At 71.6% G+C, this 21443-nt stretch carries 20 protein-coding genes and 1 tRNA gene; 6 read left to right on the plus strand and 15 right to left on the minus strand.

What is annotated here, in order from left to right:
• Window positions 1-7 precede the first annotated feature (7 nt).
• From ABD784_RS06835 to ABD784_RS06845, 3 genes are all read left to right on the plus strand, one after another.
• Window positions 8-256, plus strand: a complete 249-nt coding sequence (locus ABD784_RS06835; protein WP_344881917.1) for a hypothetical protein — start codon at window positions 8-10, stop codon at window positions 254-256.
• A gap of 183 nt (window positions 257-439) precedes the next feature.
• Window positions 440-850: a YtxH domain-containing protein gene (locus ABD784_RS06840; RefSeq protein WP_344881920.1), complete on the plus strand. Its 411-nt coding sequence runs from the start codon at window positions 440-442 to the stop codon at window positions 848-850.
• A gap of 201 nt (window positions 851-1051) precedes the next feature.
• Window positions 1052-1441, plus strand: coding sequence for a hypothetical protein (locus ABD784_RS06845; RefSeq protein ID WP_344881923.1), 390 nt, complete (start codon window positions 1052-1054; stop codon window positions 1439-1441).
• 24 nt (window positions 1442-1465) lie between these two features.
• Here ABD784_RS06845 and mfd read toward each other — a convergent pair whose 3' ends face one another.
• Window positions 1466-5071, minus strand: coding sequence for a transcription-repair coupling factor (gene mfd / locus ABD784_RS06850; protein ID WP_344881926.1), 3606 nt, complete (start codon window positions 5069-5071; stop codon window positions 1466-1468).
• A gap of 193 nt (window positions 5072-5264) precedes the next feature.
• Between mfd and ABD784_RS06855 the strand changes: the two genes are divergently transcribed.
• Both ABD784_RS06855 and ABD784_RS06860 read left to right on the plus strand, forming a co-directional pair.
• Window positions 5265-5765: a DUF2505 domain-containing protein gene (locus ABD784_RS06855; RefSeq protein WP_344881929.1), complete on the plus strand. Its 501-nt coding sequence runs from the start codon at window positions 5265-5267 to the stop codon at window positions 5763-5765.
• A gap of 11 nt (window positions 5766-5776) precedes the next feature.
• Window positions 5777-7084: a hypothetical protein gene (locus ABD784_RS06860; RefSeq protein WP_344881932.1), complete on the plus strand. Its 1308-nt coding sequence runs from the start codon at window positions 5777-5779 to the stop codon at window positions 7082-7084.
• 106 nt (window positions 7085-7190) lie between these two features.
• On the opposite strand, the gene lepB is transcribed toward ABD784_RS06860, so the two are convergent.
• From lepB to ABD784_RS06885, 5 genes are all read right to left on the minus strand, one after another.
• Window positions 7191-7961 (minus strand): signal peptidase I, encoded by a 771-nt coding sequence (lepB, locus tag ABD784_RS06865; protein ID WP_344881935.1) that lies wholly within the window; start codon window positions 7959-7961, stop codon window positions 7191-7193.
• Between the two features lie 2 nt (window positions 7962-7963).
• The gene (gene sufU, locus ABD784_RS06870) at window positions 7964-8428 is read right to left on the minus strand and encodes a Fe-S cluster assembly sulfur transfer protein SufU (protein ID WP_344881938.1); all 465 of its coding nucleotides are present in this window, start codon (window positions 8426-8428) and stop codon (window positions 7964-7966) included.
• A complete protein-coding gene (locus ABD784_RS06875) occupies window positions 8425-9729 on the minus strand; it encodes an aminotransferase class V-fold PLP-dependent enzyme (RefSeq protein WP_344881941.1) in 1305 nt (434 codons plus the stop codon). Before ABD784_RS06875 ends, sufU begins: the two co-directional genes overlap by 4 nt.
• A gap of 135 nt (window positions 9730-9864) precedes the next feature.
• Window positions 9865-10443, minus strand: a complete 579-nt coding sequence (pth, locus tag ABD784_RS06880; protein WP_344881944.1) for an aminoacyl-tRNA hydrolase — start codon at window positions 10441-10443, stop codon at window positions 9865-9867.
• Between the two features lie 11 nt (window positions 10444-10454).
• Window positions 10455-11048 carry a 50S ribosomal protein L25/general stress protein Ctc gene (locus tag ABD784_RS06885; RefSeq protein WP_344881947.1) on the minus strand — a complete coding sequence of 198 codons (594 nt, stop codon included), beginning with the start codon at window positions 11046-11048 and terminating at the stop codon, window positions 10455-10457.
• A 241-nt stretch (window positions 11049-11289) separates the two neighbouring features.
• Here ABD784_RS06885 and ABD784_RS06890 point away from each other — a divergent pair, with 241 nt between their 5' ends.
• Window positions 11290-11691 (plus strand): PqqD family protein, encoded by a 402-nt coding sequence (locus ABD784_RS06890; protein WP_344881950.1) that lies wholly within the window; start codon window positions 11290-11292, stop codon window positions 11689-11691.
• Window positions 11692-11813: 122 nt separating this feature from the next.
• Here the strand turns inward: ABD784_RS06890 and ABD784_RS06895 are convergent, their stop codons facing one another.
• The 9 genes from ABD784_RS06895 to rsmA form a co-directional block, all read right to left on the minus strand.
• Window positions 11814-12797 (minus strand): ribose-phosphate diphosphokinase, encoded by a 984-nt coding sequence (locus tag ABD784_RS06895; RefSeq protein WP_344881953.1) that lies wholly within the window; start codon window positions 12795-12797, stop codon window positions 11814-11816.
• Between the two features lie 42 nt (window positions 12798-12839).
• Window positions 12840-14291 carry a bifunctional UDP-N-acetylglucosamine diphosphorylase/glucosamine-1-phosphate N-acetyltransferase GlmU gene (gene glmU / locus ABD784_RS06900; protein WP_344881956.1) on the minus strand — a complete coding sequence of 484 codons (1452 nt, stop codon included), beginning with the start codon at window positions 14289-14291 and terminating at the stop codon, window positions 12840-12842.
• A gap of 85 nt (window positions 14292-14376) precedes the next feature.
• Window positions 14377-14451: transfer RNA gene (locus tag ABD784_RS06905), tRNA-Gln, on the minus strand.
• 160 nt (window positions 14452-14611) lie between these two features.
• Window positions 14612-15169: a hypothetical protein gene (locus ABD784_RS06910; protein ID WP_344881959.1), complete on the minus strand. Its 558-nt coding sequence runs from the start codon at window positions 15167-15169 to the stop codon at window positions 14612-14614.
• A 206-nt stretch (window positions 15170-15375) separates the two neighbouring features.
• Window positions 15376-16497 (minus strand): acyltransferase family protein, encoded by a 1122-nt coding sequence (locus ABD784_RS06915; RefSeq protein ID WP_344881962.1) that lies wholly within the window; start codon window positions 16495-16497, stop codon window positions 15376-15378.
• 46 nt (window positions 16498-16543) lie between these two features.
• Entirely contained in the window at window positions 16544-17524 is a 981-nt protein-coding gene (locus ABD784_RS06920) for an AraC family transcriptional regulator (protein ID WP_344881966.1), read from the minus strand.
• A gap of 133 nt (window positions 17525-17657) precedes the next feature.
• Complete coding sequence (locus ABD784_RS06925; protein WP_344881969.1) at window positions 17658-19475, minus strand: ABC-F family ATP-binding cassette domain-containing protein; 1818 nt, start codon at window positions 19473-19475, stop codon at window positions 17658-17660.
• 38 nt (window positions 19476-19513) lie between these two features.
• A complete protein-coding gene (locus tag ABD784_RS06930) occupies window positions 19514-20434 on the minus strand; it encodes a 4-(cytidine 5'-diphospho)-2-C-methyl-D-erythritol kinase (protein ID WP_344881972.1) in 921 nt (306 codons plus the stop codon).
• The gene (rsmA, locus tag ABD784_RS06935) at window positions 20431-21411 is read right to left on the minus strand and encodes a 16S rRNA (adenine(1518)-N(6)/adenine(1519)-N(6))-dimethyltransferase RsmA (protein WP_425582938.1); all 981 of its coding nucleotides are present in this window, start codon (window positions 21409-21411) and stop codon (window positions 20431-20433) included. Before rsmA ends, ABD784_RS06930 begins: the two co-directional genes overlap by 4 nt.
• Between the last annotated feature and the right edge of the window lie 32 nt (window positions 21412-21443).

A 21443-nucleotide genomic window follows, 5' to 3' on the forward strand; every position in this document is an offset into this window, starting at 1 on the left:
CGTAGCGGTGTACTCGAACGGCAAGAACAAGGCCTACTCCGGCCAGGGACAGCTGGCTTCCAGCCTGCTCACCTTCGCGGTGATGCTGGTGCTCTTCTTCGGCGGCCTCTACGCGCTGAGCTTCTGGACCCTCGAGAACGCCTGGCTGCCGGGCCTGACCTGCCTGGTCCTGTGCGCGCTGGCCTTCATCATCCCGCAGCACCTCCTGGGCCGCTCCGACATCCACGCGCAGGAGCACGCCAAGCGCGAGATCTGAGCAACCTGCGGGCCGGGCCCGCACCATCCGGGCACTGCCCGGAATCCTCGCAGCCAATCGGGAGGTCCTTAACAGGGCCTCCCGATTGTCGTCGGGGTGCGGCTGTGCCTACGGTAGGGGCACACGACGGCGTCCCGCCCCCAGCGGGGACAGCCGAGGACAACGGTACCGAGGGAGACAACCATGCGGATTCTTACCCTGCTAGCCGGCGCCGCGATCGGATACGTGCTGGGTGCACGCGCCGGGCGCGAGAAGTACGAGGCCATCCGGACCAAGGCCTCCGAGATCTGGGACGACCCGGACACGAAGGCGAAGGTCGACCAGGTCACCAACGCCGTCAAGGAGAAGGCCCCGGGCGTCGCCAACTTCATCAAGGAGAAGTCCCCGGAGGTCGCCGACAAGGTGAAGGAGACGAAGGACACCGTCACCGACAAGCTCGGCAAGCACCATCCCGAGTCCGACGGCGACACGGGCAGCGCATCGTCCGGCGGCTCCTCCAGCCGTCCGCAGTCCTACCACGGCTCCAGCAACGTCGCCGGCACGCCGGCGGAGGACCTGCCGACGCCGCCCCCGACCTCCGGCGAGAGCCGCTGACACCGGCGCAACCGCGAACACCCCGAGGGGCCCCGACGACCAGCTCGTCGGGGCCCTCGGCGCTCCCGGGCCCGCCCCGGCTCCGCAGCGCCCGCTTCCGACTCGTCGCGGCGGGCCCGGCTCCCATCGCCGCGGCCGGGGCCGCGGCCCTACACTGGGGGCAGGCCCGGAAGTCTTGGCCTCACGAGGAAGGGGAACACCGTGACATCGTCAGCAACGTCCGGAGAGCACAGCACGTTCGACGAGGAGCGTCCCGCGCACGGTCGCCACGCCGCGGAGCAGCACCACGCGTCGGAGGACTACGACGCCTCGTACGAGCGGGCCAACGACGGCCCCTTCAGGGCCGCCGGCCGCTGGGTCGCCGGACTGGCCGACGCCGTGCTGGGCGGCGACGGCTCCGACGCCCTGGGCGCGACCGTCGTCGTGCGCCGGATCGACAACGACGCCGAGATCCTGCGGATCACGGGCAACAGCATCGACGAGGCCGAGAGCCTGCTGGCTCTGGTCCGCCGGGACCTGGACTCGCTGAGCCGCGAGGAGTTCCTCGCCGAGTGGGGCGGCCGGGACGGCGTCGAGACGGTCGAGGACTGACCGACTCCCGCTCCCCCGCCGGGCCTACTCCTCGAAGAGGGCCCGCACCACGCCGTTGACCCACTCGAGCATCTCCTGGTCGGCATAGTCCCGGCCGCCGACGGGGCTGGTGCGCGGCTTCGGGACGAGGATGGCGTTGTTCAGCGCGGGCTTGACCTGGGCCCCCTTGTACATGCGCTCGAGCCGGAGCTGCCGTGACTCGGGCAGCTCGGCCGGCGCGAACTTCACGAAGTTCCCCTGCAGCGCCACGTCGGTCAGACCGGCTGCCCGCGCGCGCACCCGGAACCGTGCCACGTCGACCAGCAGCCGTGCGGGCTCCGGCAGGTCGCCGTAGCGGTCCTGGAGCTCCTCGACCACCTCGTCGATCGCGCCGTTGTCGCTCGCGGCCGCGAGCTTCCGGTAGGCCTCGAGCCGCAGACGCTCGCCCGGCACGTAGTCGTGCGGCAGGTGCGCGTTGATCGGCAGCTCGATCTTCATCTCGGTGGGCTTCTCCTCCGCGTCGCCGCGGAAGTCCGCGACGGCCTCGCCGACGAGCCGCAGGTAGAGGTCGAAGCCGACGCCGGCGATGTGGCCCGACTGTTCGCCGCCGAGGAGGTTGCCGGCGCCGCGGATCTCGAGGTCCTTCATCGCGAGCTGGAATCCGGCGCCGAGCTCGTTGTGGGCGGCGACGGCCTTGAGCCGCTCGAGCGCGACCTCGCCGAGCGGCTTCTCCGCGTTCCAGAGGAAGTACGCGTAGGCCCGCTCGCGGCCGCGCCCGACCCGGCCGCGGAGCTGGTGCAGCTGGCTCAGGCCGTACGCGTCGGCCCGGTCGACGATCAGCGTGTTCGCATTGGAGATGTCCAGGCCGGTCTCGATGATCGTCGTGGACACGAGCACGTCGAACTTCCGCTCCCAGAAGTCCACCATGATCCGCTCCAGCTGGGCCTCGCTCATCTTGCCGTGCGCGACCTCCACCCGCGCCTCCGGCACCAGCTCGCGCAGCTGCGCGGCGATCCGGTCGATCGAGGAGACGCGGTTGTGGACGAAGAAGACCTGCCCGTCGCGCATCAGCTCGCGCCGGATCGCGGCGGTGACCTGCTTGTCCGTGTAGGCGCCCACGTAGGTCAGGACGGGGTGGCGCTCCTCCGGGGCGGTCGCCAGGGTCGAGGTCTCGCGGATCCCGGTCAGGCTCATCTCGAGCGTGCGCGGGATCGGCGTGGCGGACATGGACAGCACGTCCACGTTGGTGCGCAGCGTCTTGAGCGCCTCCTTGTGCTCGACGCCGAAGCGCTGCTCCTCGTCCACGATCACCAGGCCGAGGTCCTTGAACTCGATGCCCTTGCTGAGCAGGCGGTGCGTACCGACGACGACGTCGATGCTCCCGTCCTCCATGCCGGCCAGGATCTCCTTGGCCTCCTTGGCGGTCTGGAAGCGCGAGAGCGCCGCCACGCGCACGGGGAACCCGGCGAACCGCTCGGAGAACGTCTCGCTGTGCTGGCGGGCCAGCAGCGTGGTGGGCACCAGGACGGCGACCTGCTTGCCGTCCTGGACGGCCTTGAAGGCGGCGCGGACCGCGACCTCCGTCTTGCCGAATCCCACGTCGCCGGAGACCAGCCGGTCCATGGGGATGTCCTTCTCCATGTCGGCCTTGACCTCGTTGATGGTGGTCAGCTGGTCCGGGGTCTCCACGTACGGGAACGCCTCCTCCAGCTCGTGCTGCCAGGGGGTGTCCCGGGCGAAGGCGTGCCCGCGGCTGGCCATGCGCGCCGAGTAGAGCCGGATCAGCTGCCCGGCGATCTCCTTGACGGCCTTCTTGGCCTTGGACTTGGTGCTCGCCCAGTCGGAGCCGCCCATCTTGGACAGTGCGGGCGCGTCCCCGCCGACGTAGCGGGTGACCTGGTCCAGCTGGTCCATGGGGACGAACAGCCGGTCCCCCGGCGCGCCGCGCTTGGACGGCGCGTACTCCAGGACCAGGTACTCGCGCATGGCGGCGTCCTTGCCGCCGCCGACCTTGCGCTGGATCAGCTCGACGAACCGGCCGATGCCGTGCTGCTCGTGCACCACCAGGTCGCCCTCGGTCAGCTGCAGGGGGTCCACAGCGTTGCGGCGCTTGGAAGCGAGCTTCCGCCCGGTCTTGCCGGGGGCGTAGGCGCTGGACCGGCCGAGCAGGTCGGCTTCGGTCAGCAGGCCGAGCTTGAGCCCGTCGAAGACGAACCCGCGGCCGGCGACCGCCGTGGTGATCTCGATCAGCCCCGGCGTCGGAGGCTCCTCCAGCGACCCGACGCGGTGGCAGGGGATCCCGGCGTCGTGCAGGAGCTCGGCGATGCGCTGCGCGGGGCCCGGCCCGTCGGTGGCGACCACGAGCCGCCACTCGTCCCGGACGCGCGAGCCGATGAACTCGAGCATCTCGGCGACGTCGCCGCGGTAGCCGCGCGGCTCGCGCGCGTCGAGGGCGAGCGTGTCGACGTCGGGCAGGGTGTCCTCGTCCTGCGTCAGCGACGTCAGGGACCACCAGGAGACCCGGTGCTCGGCGGCGTCCAGCAGTGTGTCCCCGAGGGTGCGGAAGTTGCCGGCGTCCAGCGACTCGGCCACGCCGTCGGCCTGGGCCAGGTCGACCGGCGCGGCGCCGCCGTCGGACGCGGTGGACCATGCGGCGGCGAGGAACTCCTGGTTCGTCTCCACCAGGTCGTTGGACCGGGAGCGCACCCGCTCCGGCTCCATGATCACGGCGATCGAGTGCTCCGGGAGCTGGCCCACGAAGGGGACCATCCGGTCCACGAGCAGCGGCGCCAGGGACTCCATGCCCTCGACGGCGATGCCGCCGGCGATCTTCTCGAGCATGTCCGCCGCGGCCGGCATGGCCGACTTCAGCTTCGCGGCCCGCGACTGCACGGCCGGGGTGATCAGCAGCTCGCGGCACGGCGGGGCGTACAGCTCGGTGGGCACCTCGCCGTCGCTGGCCGCCAGGGAGCGCTGGTCCGCGATCGAGAACCAGCGCATCTGGTCCACCTCGTCGCCGAAGAACTCGATGCGCAGCGGGTGGTCCTCCGTGGGCGGGAAGACGTCCAGGATGCCGCCGCGGACGGCGAACTCGCCCCGGTGGGTCACCATGTCCACCCGCGCGTACGCGGCATCGGCGAGTTCGCGGACCACGTCCTCGAAGTCCCGCTCCTCGCCGACCCGCAGGTGCACCGGGGCGAGGTCGCCGAGACCGTCGACCAGCGGCTGCACCACCGCGCGGATGGGCGCCACCACGACCTTCAGCCGGCCGTCCGGGTGGCGCAGCCGGCGGAGGACGGCGAGCCGCTGGCCCACGGTGTCCGAGCGCGGGGACAGCCGCTCGTGCGGGAGGGTCTCCCAGCTGGGGAACAGGGCCACCGACTCGGCGGGCAGGTAGGCGGCCAGGCCAGCGGTCAGGTCCTCGGCCTCGCGGCCGGTGGCGGTCACGGCCAGCACGACGGCGTCGCGGCCCTCCGCTCCGGCGGAGGCGAGGCCGTCGAGGACCTCGGCGACGAGCGGAGCCCGGAGACCCGCGGGCCCGGAGACCGCCAGATCCCGGCTGCGCGCCTCGTACGGCTTGGACGCGTACGTCCGGATCTGAGCGAAGGTGCGGTCTTCGGAGAGCGCAGCGCGCAGGCCGGAGAGTGCCATGGTTTTCCCTTTCGGAAGTCCGTGGGGAGGGCAACACGAAGACCCGGGATCCACCGAGGACGGGAATACCGGGAGCTGTACAAGATTACCCCGTCGGCGGCGCACCGTGCCGGGGCGCGCGGTGCCATCGGCCTGAGCACCGGCTCGCATAGAGTAGGCCGGAGACGGACGTCACCGAAGAAGGAGCACCCCCATGGCCCTGAGCGCCACCACCACCCTGCCCTACCCGGCCGAGCGGATCGCCGAGGTCTTCGCCGACCGCGAGTTCGTCCAGCACGTCAGCACCAAGGCCGGCGGCACACTGACGGACTTCGACGTCACCGGCCCGGCCTCGGGCGCCTTCACGCTGACCGCCGTCCGCGCCGTGCCCACCGATCGCCTGCCGGACCTGGCCCGCAAGTTCGTCGGCGCCACCATGACCGTCACGCAGCGGGAGAACTGGTCCGTGCCCGCCGCCGACGGCAGCCGCACCGTGGACATCGCGATCGACGTCGCGGGCGCCCCCGTGGACGTGAAGGCCGTCCAGCGCCTGGTCGCACGCGGCGGGGAGACCGTCGTCGAGCTCTCCGGCGAGGTGAAGTCCAGCGTGCCGTTCCTCGGCGGCAAGATCGCCTCCGCTGCCGAGCCGTTCCTCGGCAAGGCCCTCAACCTGCAGGCCAAGGAGGCCCAGGCCTGGCTCGACGGCCGCGCCTGACGGACCGGCACGTGTCTGACTCATCCGTCCCCGGGCGGCCCGACGCCTGGCGCTTCCGCGCCCGCGCCGCCGCGGGGACCTTCGCTGCGGCCGGACTCGACGAGGCCGAGTCCCGCACCCTGGAGACGGCCTGGAGCCGCTGCCGCCCCGTGCTCGACTCGGGGGTGCTCGACTCCCCCGTGCTCGACTCCGGGCACGCCGAGGACGGCCTCGTGAAGCACCCCGGGCACGACTGGGAGGGCTTCCACGAGCGTCTGGTCTACACGGCCACGGGGGCGGCCATCGCCTCCGGGCGGGGCGAGGCCGTGATGCTCCACGGGGCCGCCCTGGCGCTCCCCGAGTCGGGGGCGACGATCGCGCTCGTCGCGGCCAGCGGAGTCGGCAAGACGACCGCCACCCGGGTCCTCGGCCGGCACTTCGGCTACCTCACCGATGAGACAGTGGTGGTGCGGGAAGACGGCGGGATCGTCCCGTTCCCCAAGCCGTTGTCGCTGCTGCCGCCCTCCGGCCGGCGGCCCAAGCGCCAGGCCGGGCCGGACGAGCTCGGCCTGCTGCCGGCCCCGGAGGCTCCGGTCCTGCGTCGCGTCGCCGTACTCGACCGCCGGGAGTCGGCTCCGCAGTCCCCCACCGCGACGCGGATGCCGCTCTCCGAGGCACTGGAGTATCTGGCGCCCCAGACCTCGTCCCTCTCGCATCTGCCCCGCGGGCTGTGCCGCCTGGCGGAGCTTCTGGATGCCTGCGGCGGGGCGCTGCGCCTGACGTATGCGGAGTCCGAGACGCTGGTGCCCCTCGTGCGCCGGCTGCTCTCCGCTGCCGGACCGGACGCCGGGACCGGCCGCGCCGCGCACCTGCAGCCCGGGGATGCCCAGCACGAGGGGTCCCAGCACGAGGGGTCCCAGGACGGGCACGAGGGTTCCCAGGAGGAGGGCCGCCCGGGCGGGCCCGCACGCGAGTGGGCACCGCTGCCCCTGGGACCGGACGTCCCGGCCGCAGGGCACTCCGGCGTCGCTCCGGCGGCGGGCGGCGACTCGGGAGGCGGGGCGGCTGACGGGCTGCGGCGCTACCGGCGCCAGCGCGCCGACGACGCGATCGCCATCGACGATGCCCTGGGCCACAGCCTGTCCGTGCTCATCGACGAGAAACTGGTGGTCCTCCGCGGGCTCGGGCCGCTCCTCTGGGAACTGACCGCCGAGCCCCGCACGCCGGAGGAGCTCCTGGCCGGCGTCGTCGCGGCCGTCGGCGAGCACCCCGACGGGGCACGGTTGCTCGACGAGCAGCTCGAGACGCTGGTGGAGCACGGCGTCCTCGTGCGCAGCTGATCCCTCCCGGGCCCACCTCGCTCTGACGCCGCCCTCCCGACTCCGGGGCGGACCTCAGAGGTGGAATTCCGAGGCGGCGCTCAGAAGCGTCGCTCAGAGGGCGCGCTCAGAGCCCGTCTCTGCCCCACGGGATCAGCTTCAGCACCACCTTGCCGACCACATCGTCCGTCTCCACCGGCCGGAAGCAGTCCTGACGCGCTGCGTCATCGCCCTCCTCCGGCGGGAGCGCCGAGCGGCACCCGATGACGGAGTCCGCGGAGTTGCTGCGGTGATCGCCCATCACCAGTAGCTCGCCCTCGCCCACGGTGATGGGTCCGAAGCAGCGTTGCGAGCGGTTCTCGGTGGCGCAGTCGAGGACATCCGGCTCGAACGGGTAGGTGTTGCCGCGGTACGGCTCCTCCTGCGGCTCTCCGTTGACGAGGAGCCGGCCGTCGTCGTCGCAGCACTCCACGGTGTCCCCGGGCACGCCGACGACCCGCTTGACCAGGTAGTACTCGCTCGAGGGGCCGATGCCCGTCAGGTCGCCGAACCACTGCGCCGCCCGCAGGAGCGGACCGGGCTCGGGCAGCTGGGGCTCCCACGCGCCGTCGGCGCTGAAGACGACGACGTCGCCGCGCTCCGGAGTCGTCTCCGGGTACGGGATCCGGTTGGCGACGATGCGGTCCCCGACGTTCAGCGTCGGTTCCATGGAACCGCTGGGAACGGTGAAGACCTTCACCACGAAGGCCTGCACGAGGGCCACCACCACGAGGGCGACCAGCAGGTTCACGATGAAGCTCAGCCAGAACGGCCAGGGACGGCGCGGGCGGCGCGCCCCGCCGTCGGCCGGGGACCCGGCGTCCTCCGCGACCCGGCCCTGCGGCTCCTCCCCGGCCACGCCTAGGCCTTCGCTGCGTCGAGCAGGGCGTTCTCCGCCGCGACCCAGGAGAGCATGGCGCATTTGACGCGCGCCGGGAACTTGGAGACCCCGGCGAACGCGGCGCCGTCGCCGAGCCGTTCCTCGTCCGGTTCCGTGGTGCCGCGGGAGCGCATCATCTCGCGGAACTCGTCGATCAGCTCCAGGAGCTCGCCGCGCGTGGTCCCCGCGGCCATCTCGCTGAGCACCGACGCGGCCGCCATGGAAATGGAGCAGCCGTTGCCCTCCCAGCTGATGCGCTCGATGATGCTCTGGTCCGTGGTGCCGTCCAGCTCCACGCGCAGCCGGATCTCGTCGCCGCAGATCGGGTTGTGCTGGTGCGACTCCCCGGCCGGGTGCCCGCCCTGCGGGTCCGCCAGCGGCTCGCCGACGCGGCGCTTGGCATGGTCCAGGATGATCTGCTGGTAGAGCTGTTCGAGCCCGCTCACGGTGTCACTCCAAAGAAGCCACGGACGTCGGCGACGGCGCTGAGCAGCGCGTCGACGTCGTCCTCGGTGTTGTACAGATAGGTGCTGGCGCGGGTGGTGGCCGTGACCCCGAGCGTCCGGTGCAGCGGCTGGGCGCAGTGATGGCCCACGCGTACGGCGACACCGCGACTGTCCAGGAACTGCCCGACGTCGTGCGGGTGGACGCCCTCCACCGCGAAGGTGGCGGTCCCGATCCGCTCCACGCCCGCCGGTCCGATGAGCCGGACGCCGTCGATCCCGGCCAGGCCCGCGGCCATGCGGGCACCGAGGTGCTCCTCCCAGGCGGCGACGCGGTCCATGCCGACCTCGTCGAGGTAGCCGACCGCGGCGGCGAGCCCGATGGTCTGCGCGATGCGCTGCGTACCGGCCTCGAAGCGATTCGGTGCCGGCAGGAACTCGGCGCGCTCCATGGTGACCGTGGTGATCATGGAGCCGCCGGTGAGGAACGGGGGCATGGCGTTGAGCAGCTCGCGCCGCCCGTAGAGCGCGCCGATGCCCGTGGGGCCCAGCATCTTGTGCCCCGAGAACGCCATGAAGTCGACGTCGAGCGCCTTCACGTCCACGGGCAGATGCGGGACGGACTGGCACCCGTCGAGGACGGTGAGCGCGCCGACGGCCCTGGCCCGCGCCACGAACGCTGCGACGTCCGTGATGGTGCCGAGCACATTGGAGACGTGTGTGAAGGCGAGGATGCGGGTGCGCTCCGTGACGACGTCCTCAAGCCGGTCCACCTGCAGCGCGCCGTCGGTCGTCACCGGGATGTAGGTCAGGGTGGCGCCGGTGCGGAACGCGAGCTCCTGCCACGGGATCAGGTTGGCGTGATGCTCCTGCTCGGTCACGACGATCTCGTCGCCCGGCCCCAGCCGGAAGCGCTCGGCCGCCTCGCCGCCGCGGCCGGCGCTCGCGTTGGAGCAGGCGTAGGCGATGAGGTTCAGCGCCTCGGTGGCGTTGGACGTCCACACGAGTTCGTCGTCGTCCGCGCCGATGAAGCGTGCGACGGCGGTGCGAGCCGCCTCGTACTGGTCCGTCGCCTCGACGGCGAGCGAGTGGGCGCCGCGGTGCACGGCTGCGTTGGCCCGCTCGTAGTAGTGCTGCTCGGCCTCGAAGACGCAGCGCGGCTTCTGGCTCGTGGCGCCCGAGTCGAGGTACACGAGACCAGGAGTCTGCGTCAGCAGTGGGAAATCGGCGCGGAGCCGGCCGACCTCGGCGGGGGTCAGGCCGGTCTCCGGTGTGGCGACGGTTGGGCTCGGAGTAGATTCCACGCGAAGTCCTTTTCTCGCGTGCGGCTCGAACAGTGCCGGGCCGCAATTTCGCTACGTGTCTGTATCCGAATCATCCCACTTCGACGTGCCGTGCACACCCCAGCACTGCCTTACCTATGCCGCGCGGTCTGCGGGTCAGCCGGCGAAGCGCTCCTGGGCGGCCTCGAGGCCGCGGGTGACGAGGAGCTCGACGGCGTCGGCGGCGTCGTCGATCAGGAACGGCAGTTCCTTCTTCTCGGTGGTGGAGAAGTCGCGGAGCACGTAGGCTGCCGCCTCCATGCGCCCCGGGGGCCGGCCGACGCCGACCCGGACGCGGGGGTAGGCCTTCGTGGAGATCGCCTTGGAGATGTCGCGCAGGCCGTTGTGGCCGTTCTCGCTGCCGCCGACCTTGACCCGCACGCGGCCGAAGTCCACGTCGATCTCGTCGTGGACGGCGATGACGTGCGCGGGGTCGACGGAGTAGAACTTGGCGAGGGCGGAGACCGGTCCTCCGCTGAGGTTCATGTAGGTCAGGGGCTTGGCGAGGACCAGCCGGGGCCCGCCGATGCCGAGGCGCCCCTCGGCGACCTGGGCGCGGGCCTTGTGGGCCTTGAAGTTGGCGCCGAGGCGCACGGCCAGCTCATCCACGACCTTCTGGCCGATATTGTGCCGATGATGCGTGTAGCCGGGCCCGGGGTTTCCGAGCCCGGCTACAAGCCAGATGTCCTGGGACATGGAGTCCGAGATTACTCGGCGGACTCGGCGGAGCCCTCGGACGCGGCCTCGGCCGGGGTGTCGGCGCCGCGCGGGGCGTGCACGGTGGCGACCACGGCGTCCGGCTCGGTCAGCAGCGTGGTGCCGGCCGGGAGGACCAGGTCCGAGGCGTGCAGCAGGTCGCCGACCTCCTTGCCCTGGACGTCCAGGGTCACGTACTCGGGCAGCTGCGTGGCGTCGGCCTCGACGGACACGGTGAAGAGCTCCTGCTCGAGCATGCTGCCCGGCGCGGTCTCGCCCTCGGTGTGGACGTTGACGTCCACGGTGACCTTCTCGCCGCGGTTGACGACCAGCAGGTCCACGTGGACCAGGAAGCCGCGGATGGCCTCGCGCTGGATGTCCTTGGCCAGGGCCAGCTGCGACTTGCCCTCGACCTGGAGGTCGAGGAGGGCGTTGGAGTGGCGGAGGGCCAGCGAGGCCTCCTGGGCCGGGAGCAGCACGTGGATCGGGTCGGTGCCGTGGCCGTAGATGACCGCGGGGACCTGGCCGTTGGCACGGGCGCGGCGGGCGTAGCCCTTGCCGAACTCGGTGCGGAGCTCTACCGGGAGCTTGAACTGATCAGTCATGGTTTCTCCATCTTCGATGCGTCGTGCACGCCCGGGTGCCGATCAGCAGAACGGCCGGCCACGTCAGTGCGTAGGCCGGCCGAGAAATCTAGGGACACACGTGTGGTGTCGCTAGCCTCGTCGATCACGGAATCGGCCATCGGGCCGTTCCCTCGCCTGGGCATTCGCAGCCCATCCTACCAGCCCGTGCAGGCACCGGGGCCGCGGCCCCTCCACCGGCCCTCCGCACTACAATCGCTGCATGACTCCCACTGCACCCGAACGGCCCCACGGCGAGGGACAGGCCGGCAGCACGGCCCGGGGATCCGCCCCGGTCCGCTACCGCCGGGCGAGCGAGGTCGCCGAGGTGCGCTCGGAGACGGAGGACCGGCACGCGCTCCTGCCCCTGTTCGACATGGCCGGGCGGCCGCCGAGCGAGGCACCCCAGCCGCTCGTGCTCACGGGGTCGGCGTCGGCGATCTGGGACGCCCTCGGTGCGGCCCCCGGCGAGGGTGCCACCGCCACCGAGATTGCCTGCACGACGGCGGCCGAGTTCGGCGTCGAGCCCGCGGAGATTGAGACCGACGTCGAGCAGTTCCTCGACCGGCTGGCGGACGCCGGGCTGGCCGAGCGGGTCCCGGCCTCCAGCGACGCCGTCCATTAGCGACGCCGTCCGTTAGCGAGGCCGGCGGACACAGGAGCGCCCCGGACGCGGAAAGGCCCGGACGAGGACGCTCGGTGAGCGTCCCGTCCGGGCCCTCCGTCAGCCCAGGGCGGCGTGGTGCGTCAGTGGGTGACGCCGTCGAACAGGCTGGTGATCGAGCCGTCCTCGAAGACCTCCTTGATCGCGCGGGCCAGCAGCGGCGCGATCGAGAGGACGGTCAGCTGCTCGAAGCGCTTCGAGCTCGGGATCGGCAGCGTGTTGGTGACGACGATCTCCCGGGCGCCCGACTCGGCGAGCCGCTGGGACGCGGGCTCGGAGAAGACGGCGTGGGTGGCCGCGATGATGACGTCCTTGGCACCGGCGTCCTTGAGGACACGCACGGCGCCGGAGATGGTTCCGCCGGTGTCGATCATGTCGTCGATCAGGACGCAGGTGCGGCCCTTGATGTCGCCGACCACGGTCTTGGACAGCGCCTGGTTCGGGACGGTCAGATCGCGCGTCTTGTGGACGAAGGCGAGGGGAACGCCACCGAGGCGCTCGGCCCACTGCTCGGCGACGCGCACACGTCCGGTGTCCGGGGAGACCACGGTGACGCTGTCCGAGCCCACCCGGCCGCGGATGTAGTCGGCGAGGAGCGGAATGGCCACCAGGTGGTCGACGGGGCCGTCGAAGAAGCCCTGGATCTGCGCGGTGTGCAGGTCGACGCTGATGACGCGGTCCGCACCGGCGGTCCGGTAGAGGTCGGCGACCAGGCGGGCCGAGATCGGCTCGCGGCCGCGGCCCTTCTTGTCCTGCCGCGCATACGGGTAGAACGGGGCGACCACGGTGATGCGGCGGGCCGAGGCGCGCTTCATCGAGTCGATCATGATCAACTGCTCCATCAGCCAGTTGTTCAGCGGCGCCGGGTGCGACTGCATGAGGAACACGTCCTTGCCGCGGACCGACTCCCCGGAGCGGACGTAGATCTCACCGTTCGCGAAGTCGTAGGCGCTCATGGGCAGCAGGTCGATGCCCAAGTGCTTCGCGACTTCCTCCGCGAGTTCAGGATGGGCCCGGCCGGTGGCCACCACCATCTTCTTGTCTTCTGTGCGGCGGAGTTCGCTCATCGATCCTCTTCCTTGAAACGGGGCGGGGCTAGAGAGGGGGTTCTAGGAATTGCTCGCGGGCTGACCGCTGGCCTGGGCGGCGGCGCGCGCCGAGTCGGAGCCCGGGCGCTTGGCCTCGGTCCAGCCCTCGGTGTTGCGCTGCGGCGCCACGGACAGTGCGAGCGCGCCGGCGGGGACGTCCTTGCGGACGATGGCCCCGGCGCCGGTGTAGGCGCCGTCGCCGACGCTGACGGGTGCGATGAAGACGGTGTTCGACGAGGTGCGCACGTGCGAGCCGATGACGGTCTGGTGCTTCTTCTCGCCGTCGTAGTTGGCGGTGATGTTGCCGCAGCCGATGTTGGTGTACTCGCCGATGACGGAGTCGCCGGAGTAGCCCAGGTGGCTCAGCTTGGAGCCCTTGCCGATGCGGGCGTTCTTGGTCTCGTAGAAGGCGCCGATCTTGCCGTCCTCGCCCAGATCCGTCTTGGGACGGAGGTAGGCGAAGGGGCCGACCTTGGCGTTGGCGCCGATGACCGAGTCCGTGGCGTCCGTGCGTGTGACGGTGGCACCCGGGCCGACCTGCACGTTGGTGAGCGTGGTGTCCGGGCCGACGACCGCGTCGGTGCCGATGGCCGTGTGGCCGTGGAGCTGTGTTCCCGGCTTGATGGTGACGTCGTTGCTCAGGGCGACCTGGACGTCGATCCACGTGGACTCGGGATCGACGATCGTGACGCCGGCTCGCATCCACTGGGTGAGCGTGCGGCGGTTGAGCTCCTTGCCGAGCGCGGCGAGCTGCACGCGGTCGTTGGCGCCCTCGACCTGCCAGGGGTCCTCGGTGACGACGGCGGCGACGCGGCCGCCGTCGTTCCTGGCGATGGAGAGGACGTCCGTCAGGTACATCTCGCCCTGGGCGTTCTCCGTGGTGACCTGCTTGAGCGCGGAACGGAGGACGGCGGCGTCGAACGCGTAGATGCCGGAGTTGACCTCGTCGATGGCGCGCTGCTCGTCGCTGGCGTCCTTGTGCTCGACGATCCCCGCGACGGAGCCGTCGGTGTCGCGGACGATGCGCCCGTAGCCCGTCGGATCCTCGAGGCGGGCGGAGAGGACGGTCGCGGCGTTGCCGCCGGCGTTGTGCTCGGCGACCAGCTCGGCGAGGAGCTCCCCGGTGAGGAGCGGGACGTCGCCGTAGGTGACGACGACGGTGCCCTCGAGATCCTCGGGGAGCGCTTCCAGACCGACCTGCACGGCGCGGCCGGTGCCCGGGATCTCGTCCTGGTCGGCGATGACGAGGCTGGGATCGATCTCCAGCAGGTGCGCGGCGACGCGGTCACGCTCGTGGCGGACGACGGCGACGAGGCGCTCAGGGTCGAGGCCGCGGGCGGCGGCGATGGCGTGGCCGACCATGGACTTCCCGCCGATCTGGTGCAGGATCTTCGGCTTCGCGGACTTCATCCGAGTGCCAGCCCCGGCTGCGAGGACAATGACGGCTGCCGGTGCGGTGGCTTCCACGCTCAAGTTCTACTCCCTGCGATCGACTGCATGAGCCCAGCCTGCGCCGAGCGTCCTCAGTCTAACGGTTGATCGTCCGCGCCCTTCGGCGTGGTTCCGCCCCTAGGATTCGAACCTAGACTGCACGGCTCCAAAGGCCGGCGTGCTGCCATTACACCAGGGCGGACCGTGTTCGCCCCGTGCGGGGCTGGGCACGATCAACCATTCTGCCATATTGGCCCGACACAGCTGTGGTCGTGCACCAGTGGCTGGACGCGAGACGGCCCCGCTCCTCCGGGGAGAAAGCGGGGCCGTCGAGCGGTCCGCGGGAGCGGGCCGCTAGCCAACTAGGCGGTGCAGAGGCTGACGTCCGGCAGGAGCGGCAAACCGACCCGGGTGTTGTTCACGCTGTCCGAGTTGGCGCCAGGTCCGGACTCCGTGAAGCCAGCCGGAGCGGAGACGTACGACAAGGTGTAGTTTCCGAGCAGGTCAGCGTTGATCACGCCGTCGGAGACCGGAATCGAGACCGGGACGCTGGTGGCGATATCCGCGGTCGTGACCAGCTGGATGGAGCCGTCGTCCAGGAGGCTCGCCGCCAAGAGATCGGAGGAGCTGATCACGCCAAGGCTCAGCAACGAACCGGTGGACAGGTTGAAGATGGTGCCTGCCGGGATGACACCGGATGCGGCCGTGATAGTGAAAGTCGGATCGCCAAAAGCGTTGATCCCGGCGACAGTAATACCGCCGACACAGGAGCCGCTGATGGCGACGTCGAACGTGGTGGCCGGCGAGGCCGAGGCCATCGGGGCGGCGACGGCCGCTGCGATGACGGGCATGGACCAGGCGGCGGCCTTGGTCACGGAACGGCGGCTGAGGCCGGACGTGGTGATTTCTTCGTTGGACATGCGGTGTCGCTCCTTGAAGTTGAGGAATGGAAGAGACCCATGCCGCCTTTCGGCCAGCAATCCCCCCGGTTGTGGTGAACAGCACCCAGTCAAACCTCAAGATCCAATGGAACTGCCACGTAACGTCCAGTTTGGCGCGAAATAGCACCATACCTGGCGTGAAAAGTTCGCTGTATCGGGTTGCGCGACGACCATTGCACGAATTGCTACGCCGAACGCTCCGTTCTCCCGAGGCTGACCGGCCGGCCCGACACCCAGGCCACGGCAGCCTCGAGCGGTCCCTGGCGGGAGACCCAACGCGTCCACGCCCAGGCGAAGACGAGCGAGAGAAGGATCGCCCCGAAGAGCAGCAGCCACGAGGAGATGGAACCTGTGGCCCCGCGCACGATGCCGAAGAGCACGATTTGAAGGGTATAGATCGTCAGCGGCATCCGTCCCGCCCACTCGAGCGGAGCCAGCGCCCGCAGCACGCCGCGCGCCCCCGTGCGCCCCTCCAGGAACAGCAACACGCCGACGAGGCCCACCGCGCAGCCCAGCGCCACGAGGTTCCCGCTGGGCTCGGTCGAGCCCGGGTGCGGGGAGTACGACGTCGTCAGCGCCACCGCGACGCCGACGGCACCCGCGGCCACCCCGGCGAGGATGAGACGCCGTGGTGTCCTGGCCGCGCGCACGTCCGACCGCGCGATGATCAGACCGGCGAGCGCGAAGAAGAGGAACAGGGCCGCCCAGTAGTGCGGGCCGAGGACCAGCCAGGAGGCGAGCTTGCCCAGCACGGGGTCGCCCGCCACTTGAACGATCAGGCCCTCCCGCTCGGCCCACGCGCGCAGCAGGGGCGAGGCGACCAGGGCCGCGGCCGCGAGCGCCGCGAGCAGCCAGCGGGGCGCGAACAGCACCGGCACCAGCAGGACGATCACCACGCCGATGTAGTCGATGACGACGGCGATGCCCGAGTCGATCCGCCACAGCGCCAGCCCCAGCGCGATGAGCACCAGTCCCCGGCGGAGGATCTGCCAGCGGAGACTCCAGCGGCCGTCCACGGCCGGGCTGCCGCCGCCGGTCATCAAGCCGAGCGAGAGTCCGGCGAGCATGACGAACATCGGCGCCGTGACCTGCGCGGCCGCGGCGAGCGCCTTGAGCGGCAGGGCGCTGTCCGGCCCGATGGGCGCAGCGTGCGCGAAGAGCATGCCGAGGATCGCCACGCCACGCGCGATGTCGAGAGCCGAGACGCGTCGGCCGGAGGCGGAGGGCGAGGAGCCAGTGGTGCCGCGGGACCGGGCACGATCAGCCGGTCGATCGTGCGCGGGCGATCCACTCGTGGTCTGGGTCATGGCTGTGATTCTTCCCTGTGCGACCCCGCGCCACCAGCGGGCGGCGTCATCTGCTGCTCCCGGTGCGCCCCAGCGCGTTCCCCTCGCTCCGCCGCTGACGCACCTCCGCCGGCGTCCCCCAACCGTGCGCCGTGAGCGCGCGGCGCATCAGCGGCGCCGACCCGAATCCCGCGTAGTACGCGACCTGAGGGATGGTCAGAACGTCGTACTGGGGGTCGGTGAGCAGCTGGACGGCGAGCTCGGCCCGGAGCCGGCGCAGCGTCGCGGCGACGGAGCTCCCGTTCCGGGAGAACTCGCGCTGCAGGTTGCGCAGGGAGACGTTGAGCTCGCCGGCCACCCGCTCCGGAGTCAGGTTCTGGTCCGCGCGCAGGGCCGTCATGAGGGACAGCGCCCGATCGTAGACGCCCGGCTGGCTCTCCTCCGCGATGCCGCCGACGCGGCGATTGGACAGCAGGACCGCCGCGGCCATCTCGTGCACCAGTTTCTCGAGGAAGTAGGCATCGAGCGGTCCGACCGCGCTGTCGATGGCCGCCATGGCCTCGAGGAACGCCAGCACGGGGGCGCGGAGCGCCGAGTCCGTGCGCAGGCGACCATCCACGGCTTCCTGCCGGATCCCGAACTCGTCGGCGAGCTCCAGGGGGACGCCCACCAGCAGGACCTCCACGTGCTCATGCCACAGGAGCCCATAGGGCTCCGTCGAGCGATAGAGGAACATCTGCCCGCCCTGCACGGAGAAGGCCGGCCCGGTCTCCGGCACGACCTCGAGCCGGCCGGAGTCGACGCGGGCGAAGACCAGCTGCCGCTCCCCGTCGTCCGGCTCCAACCGGCCCGCCCCGGGACGGACCGACGCCCGGAGCAGGCTCACCGCACCGACGTCGAGCCGGTCCACGGTGGCACCCCAGCTCGGCTGCCGGGGCGTGACCAGCCCGAAGGCGCCCTGCTCGCCGGTCCGCGTCGCCACGCCGTCGACGATCACGCTGTCCGCCGTGAAGACCATCCGGCGACGCCGGACAATCCGCTGCCTCATCTCCGCCACGCTCGCTCCATCCCCCCTGTTCGATCCGCGGCGCCCGATCCGCGGCGCCCGATCCGCGACGCCCGATCCGGAGCGCCCTTCGAAGCGCCCGGCCCCGGAGCACCCGATCCGGAGCGCCCGAGGACTACCCCTCGGCGATCTCCGCGGCCTCGAGCCACTCCAGCTCGAGTTCTTCGCGCTGGTCCTTGAGCCCGTTGACCTCCTGGGTCAGCTCCGTCAGCCGCTCGAACTCCATCGCCTCGGACGCCTTCGCCATCTGGAGCTCCAGCGCCTCGATCGAGGCGCTCAGCTTGGCCATCTGCTTGTCCAGCCGGTTCAGCGTCTTGCGCGCCTCGCGCTTGTCCGCCTCAGCGTACGACGACGTCGCCGCCGATCCACCGGAGGACGCCGGTGTCGTCGTGTTGGAGGCGATGCCGCCGGCCGCCTCGGCCTCCGAGCGCAGCTGCAGGTACTGTTCCACGCCGCCGGGCAGGAAGCGGATCTTCCCGTCGCCGAGCAGCGCCAGCTGGTAGTCCGTGACGCGCTCGAGCAGGTACCGGTCGTGGCTGACGACCACCAGGGTGCCGGGCCAGCCGTCCAGCAGGTCCTCGATCGCGGCGAGGGTGTCGGTGTCCAGGTCGTTGGTCGGCTCGTCCAGCATCAGGACGTTGGGCTCCCCGATCAGCAGGCGCAGCAGCTGCAGCCGGCGCCGCTCGCCACCGGAGAGCTCCTTGATCCGGGTCCACTGCTTCTGCTGGGAGAAACCGAGCTGCTCGACCAGCTGCCCGGCGGAGATCTCCTTGCCGTCCACCTGGAAGTGGTTGCGCTCGCGCTGGATCAGCTCGATCACGCGCTGCTCCCCCAGCTCCTCGAGCTCGCGGACCTCCTGGGTCAGCACGGCCGTCTTCACGGTCTTGCCGCGCTTCATCCGGCCGGACGTCGGCTCGATCTCGCCGTTCAGCAATCGCAGCAGCGTGGACTTGCCGGCGCCGTTGACGCCGACGATCCCGACGCGCTCCCCCGGCGCCAGGCGCAGGGTGATGTCGTCGAAGAGGGGGCGGCCGCCGTCGCTCCCGAAACTGAGGGACACGTCCTCCAGGTCGATCACGTCCTTGCCCAGCCGGGCCGTGGCCATCTTGGCCAGCTGCATCGAGTCGCGCGGCTCCGGGACATCGGAGATCAGCTCGTTGGCGGCGTCGATGCGGAACTTCGGCTTGGACGTCCGCGCGGGGGCGCCGCGGCGCAGCCACGCCAGTTCCTTCTTGACCAGCTGCTGGCGCTTGTTCTCGACGACGGCGGCCATGCGGTCCCGCTCCGCCCGGGCGAGCACGTACGCGGCGTACCCGCCGTCGAATCCGTCCACGACGCCGTCGTGCACCTCCCAGGTGCGCGTGCTCACCTCGTCGAGGAACCAGCGGTCGTGGGTGACCACCAGCAGGCCGCCCTGGTTGGGCCGCCAGCGCTGCTGGAGGTGCTGGGCGAGCCAGGCGACGCCCTCGACGTCGAGGTGGTTGGTGGGCTCGTCGAGCATGATGATGTCGTGGTCGCCGATGAGCAGCTTCGCCAGGGCCACTCGGCGGCGCTGCCCGCCGGAGAGCGAGGAGACCCGCGCGTGCCAGTCCACCTCGGCGACGAGCCCGCCCATGACGTCGCGGACGCGTGGGTTGGACGCCCACTCGTGATCGGCCGCGTCGCCGACGATCGCCTCCCCGACGGGCAGGTCGCCGTCGAGCACGTCCAGCTGGTTCAGGTAGCCGACGCGCAGGCCGCTGCGGTGGGTGACCTGCCCCTCGTCCGGAGTCTGCTGGCGCGCCAGGAGGCGCATCAGCGTCGACTTGCCGTCGCCGTTGCGGCCGACCATGCCGATCCGGTCGCCGTCGTCCACGCCGACGGTAACGCCGTCCAGGACGGTGCGCGTGCCGAAGGAGATGCGCAGATTCTGCGCGCCGAGCAGGTGTGCCAAGTGGTGTCCTTTGCGGTGGTGCTATGGGTGTCGGTGGGCTAGATCAGCGCGGCGCCGCGCACCGGCCCGTGGACCGGGAGCGCGGCGACGCCGGGGGCGTCGGCGAGCTGGACGGCCAGTTCCTCCGCGTGCACGGGGTCCGCGGCCAGGAGCGCCGCCGTGGGACCGGATCCGGAGACGATCGCCGCGAGCGCCCCGGCGGTCCGCGCCTCGTCGAGGACGGCGCCGAGCTCCGGGGCCAGCGAGAGCGCCGCGGGCGCGAGGTCGTTGGCCGCCAGCCGGGCCAGCGCGTCCGTGTCCCCGTGGACCAGCGCGTGCACGACGGCGGAGTCGACCTCCGTCGGCGTGTCGACGTCGCGGTCCGCCCGGAGCGCGTCGAGCTGCGCGAACACCTGCGGCGTGGAGAGGCCGTAGGAGGCGGGCAGGACCACCCAGTGGGTGCGCTCGCGCGCCAGCAACGGCGAGAGCCGGTCGCCGACCCCGAGTCCGACGGCCGCGCCGCCGGTGATCGCGAACGGCACGTCGGCGCCCAGCTGGGAGCCGAGCTCGCAGAGCTGCTCGCGGTTCAGGCCGGTCTCCCAGAGCGCATTGCAGGCCACGAGCGTCGCGGCCGCGTCCGCGGAGCCGCCGCCCATGCCGCCGGCGATGGGGACGCGCTTGGTGACGGTCAGATCGACGCCGCGCTCCGTGCCGGTGTGCCGGGCGAGCAGGGTGGCCGCCCGGATGACGAGGTTGTCGGGGCCCAGCGGGAAGTCCTCGGGATCGCGCACGGCGGTGGAGTCCTCGTCGAGGCGGACGGTGATCCCGTCGTCCTCGCGCAGGGCCGCGCTGACGTCCTCGTAGAGATCCACGGCCAGGTAGAGGCTGGCGACGTCGTGGTAGCCGTCCGGGCGGGGCGGCCCCACCCGGAGGTGGACGTTGATCTTGCCCGGCGCGCGGGCGGTGACGGCGTCCCTCACGGGGCCTCGCCCCCTGCCTCGCCGGCGGGGGCATCGCCGGGGACGGCGTCGCTGGCGGGCGCGGCCGCCTCGGGAACGGCGGGGGCCGCGCCCTGGTGGGCGGCGATCGCGGCGAACTCCTCGATCCCGAGCTTCTCGCCGCGCGCCTGCGGATCGACCCCCGCCGCCCGGAGGGCCGCTTCGGCGGCGGCCCCGCCGCCGGCCCACCCGGACAGCGCCGCGCGCAGGGTCTTGCGGCGCTGGGCGAAGGCGGCGTCGATGACGGCGAAGACCTCCTGGCGCGACGCCGTCGTGACCGGCGGCTCGTGCCGCTCGAAGCCGACGAGCCCCGAGTGGATCTTGGGGGCCGGCCAGAAGACGTTCATCCCGATGACGCCGGCCTTGCGCATGTCCGCGTACCAGGTCGCCTTGACGCTGGGCACGCCGTAGATCTTGCTGCCCGGCTTGGCGGCGAGCCGGTCCGCGACCTCGTCCTGCACCATGACCAGGCCCCGGCGCAGCGACGGGAAGTGCTCGAGCAGGTGCAGCACCACGGGCACGGCGACGTTGTACGGCAGGTTCGCGACCAGCGCGGTCGGCTCGTGGGGCAGCTCGGTCACGCGCATCGCGTCGGCGAGGACGACGTCCAGGGCGTCCGCCTTGGCGGGACGCATCTCCCGGACCGTCTGCGGCAGGCGGGCCGCCAGCTTGGGGTCGATCTCGACGGCGACGACGCGCTCGGCGGCGTCCAGCAGGCCCAGCGTCAGCGAGCCCAGGCCGGGACCGACCTCCAGCACCGTCTCCGCGGGGCCGAGGTGCGCGGCGGCGACGATCCGGCGGATGGTGTTGCCGTCGATCACGAAGTTCTGGCCGAGCGTCTTGGTGGGCCGGACGTCGAGCTCGTCGGCGAGGCGGCGGATCTCGGTGGCGCCGAGGAGCGGGGCGGCGGATTCGCCGGCGGGCGGGGTCGTGTCGGCGTCGGAAGTCACGGTGTCCATCCTAGTTCGTCTGGGTCGCGCCGGGCTCCTGC

The sequence above is a fragment of the Zhihengliuella alba genome, assembly GCF_039538765.1.
Taxonomy (GTDB): domain Bacteria; phylum Actinomycetota; class Actinomycetes; order Actinomycetales; family Micrococcaceae; genus Zhihengliuella; species Zhihengliuella alba.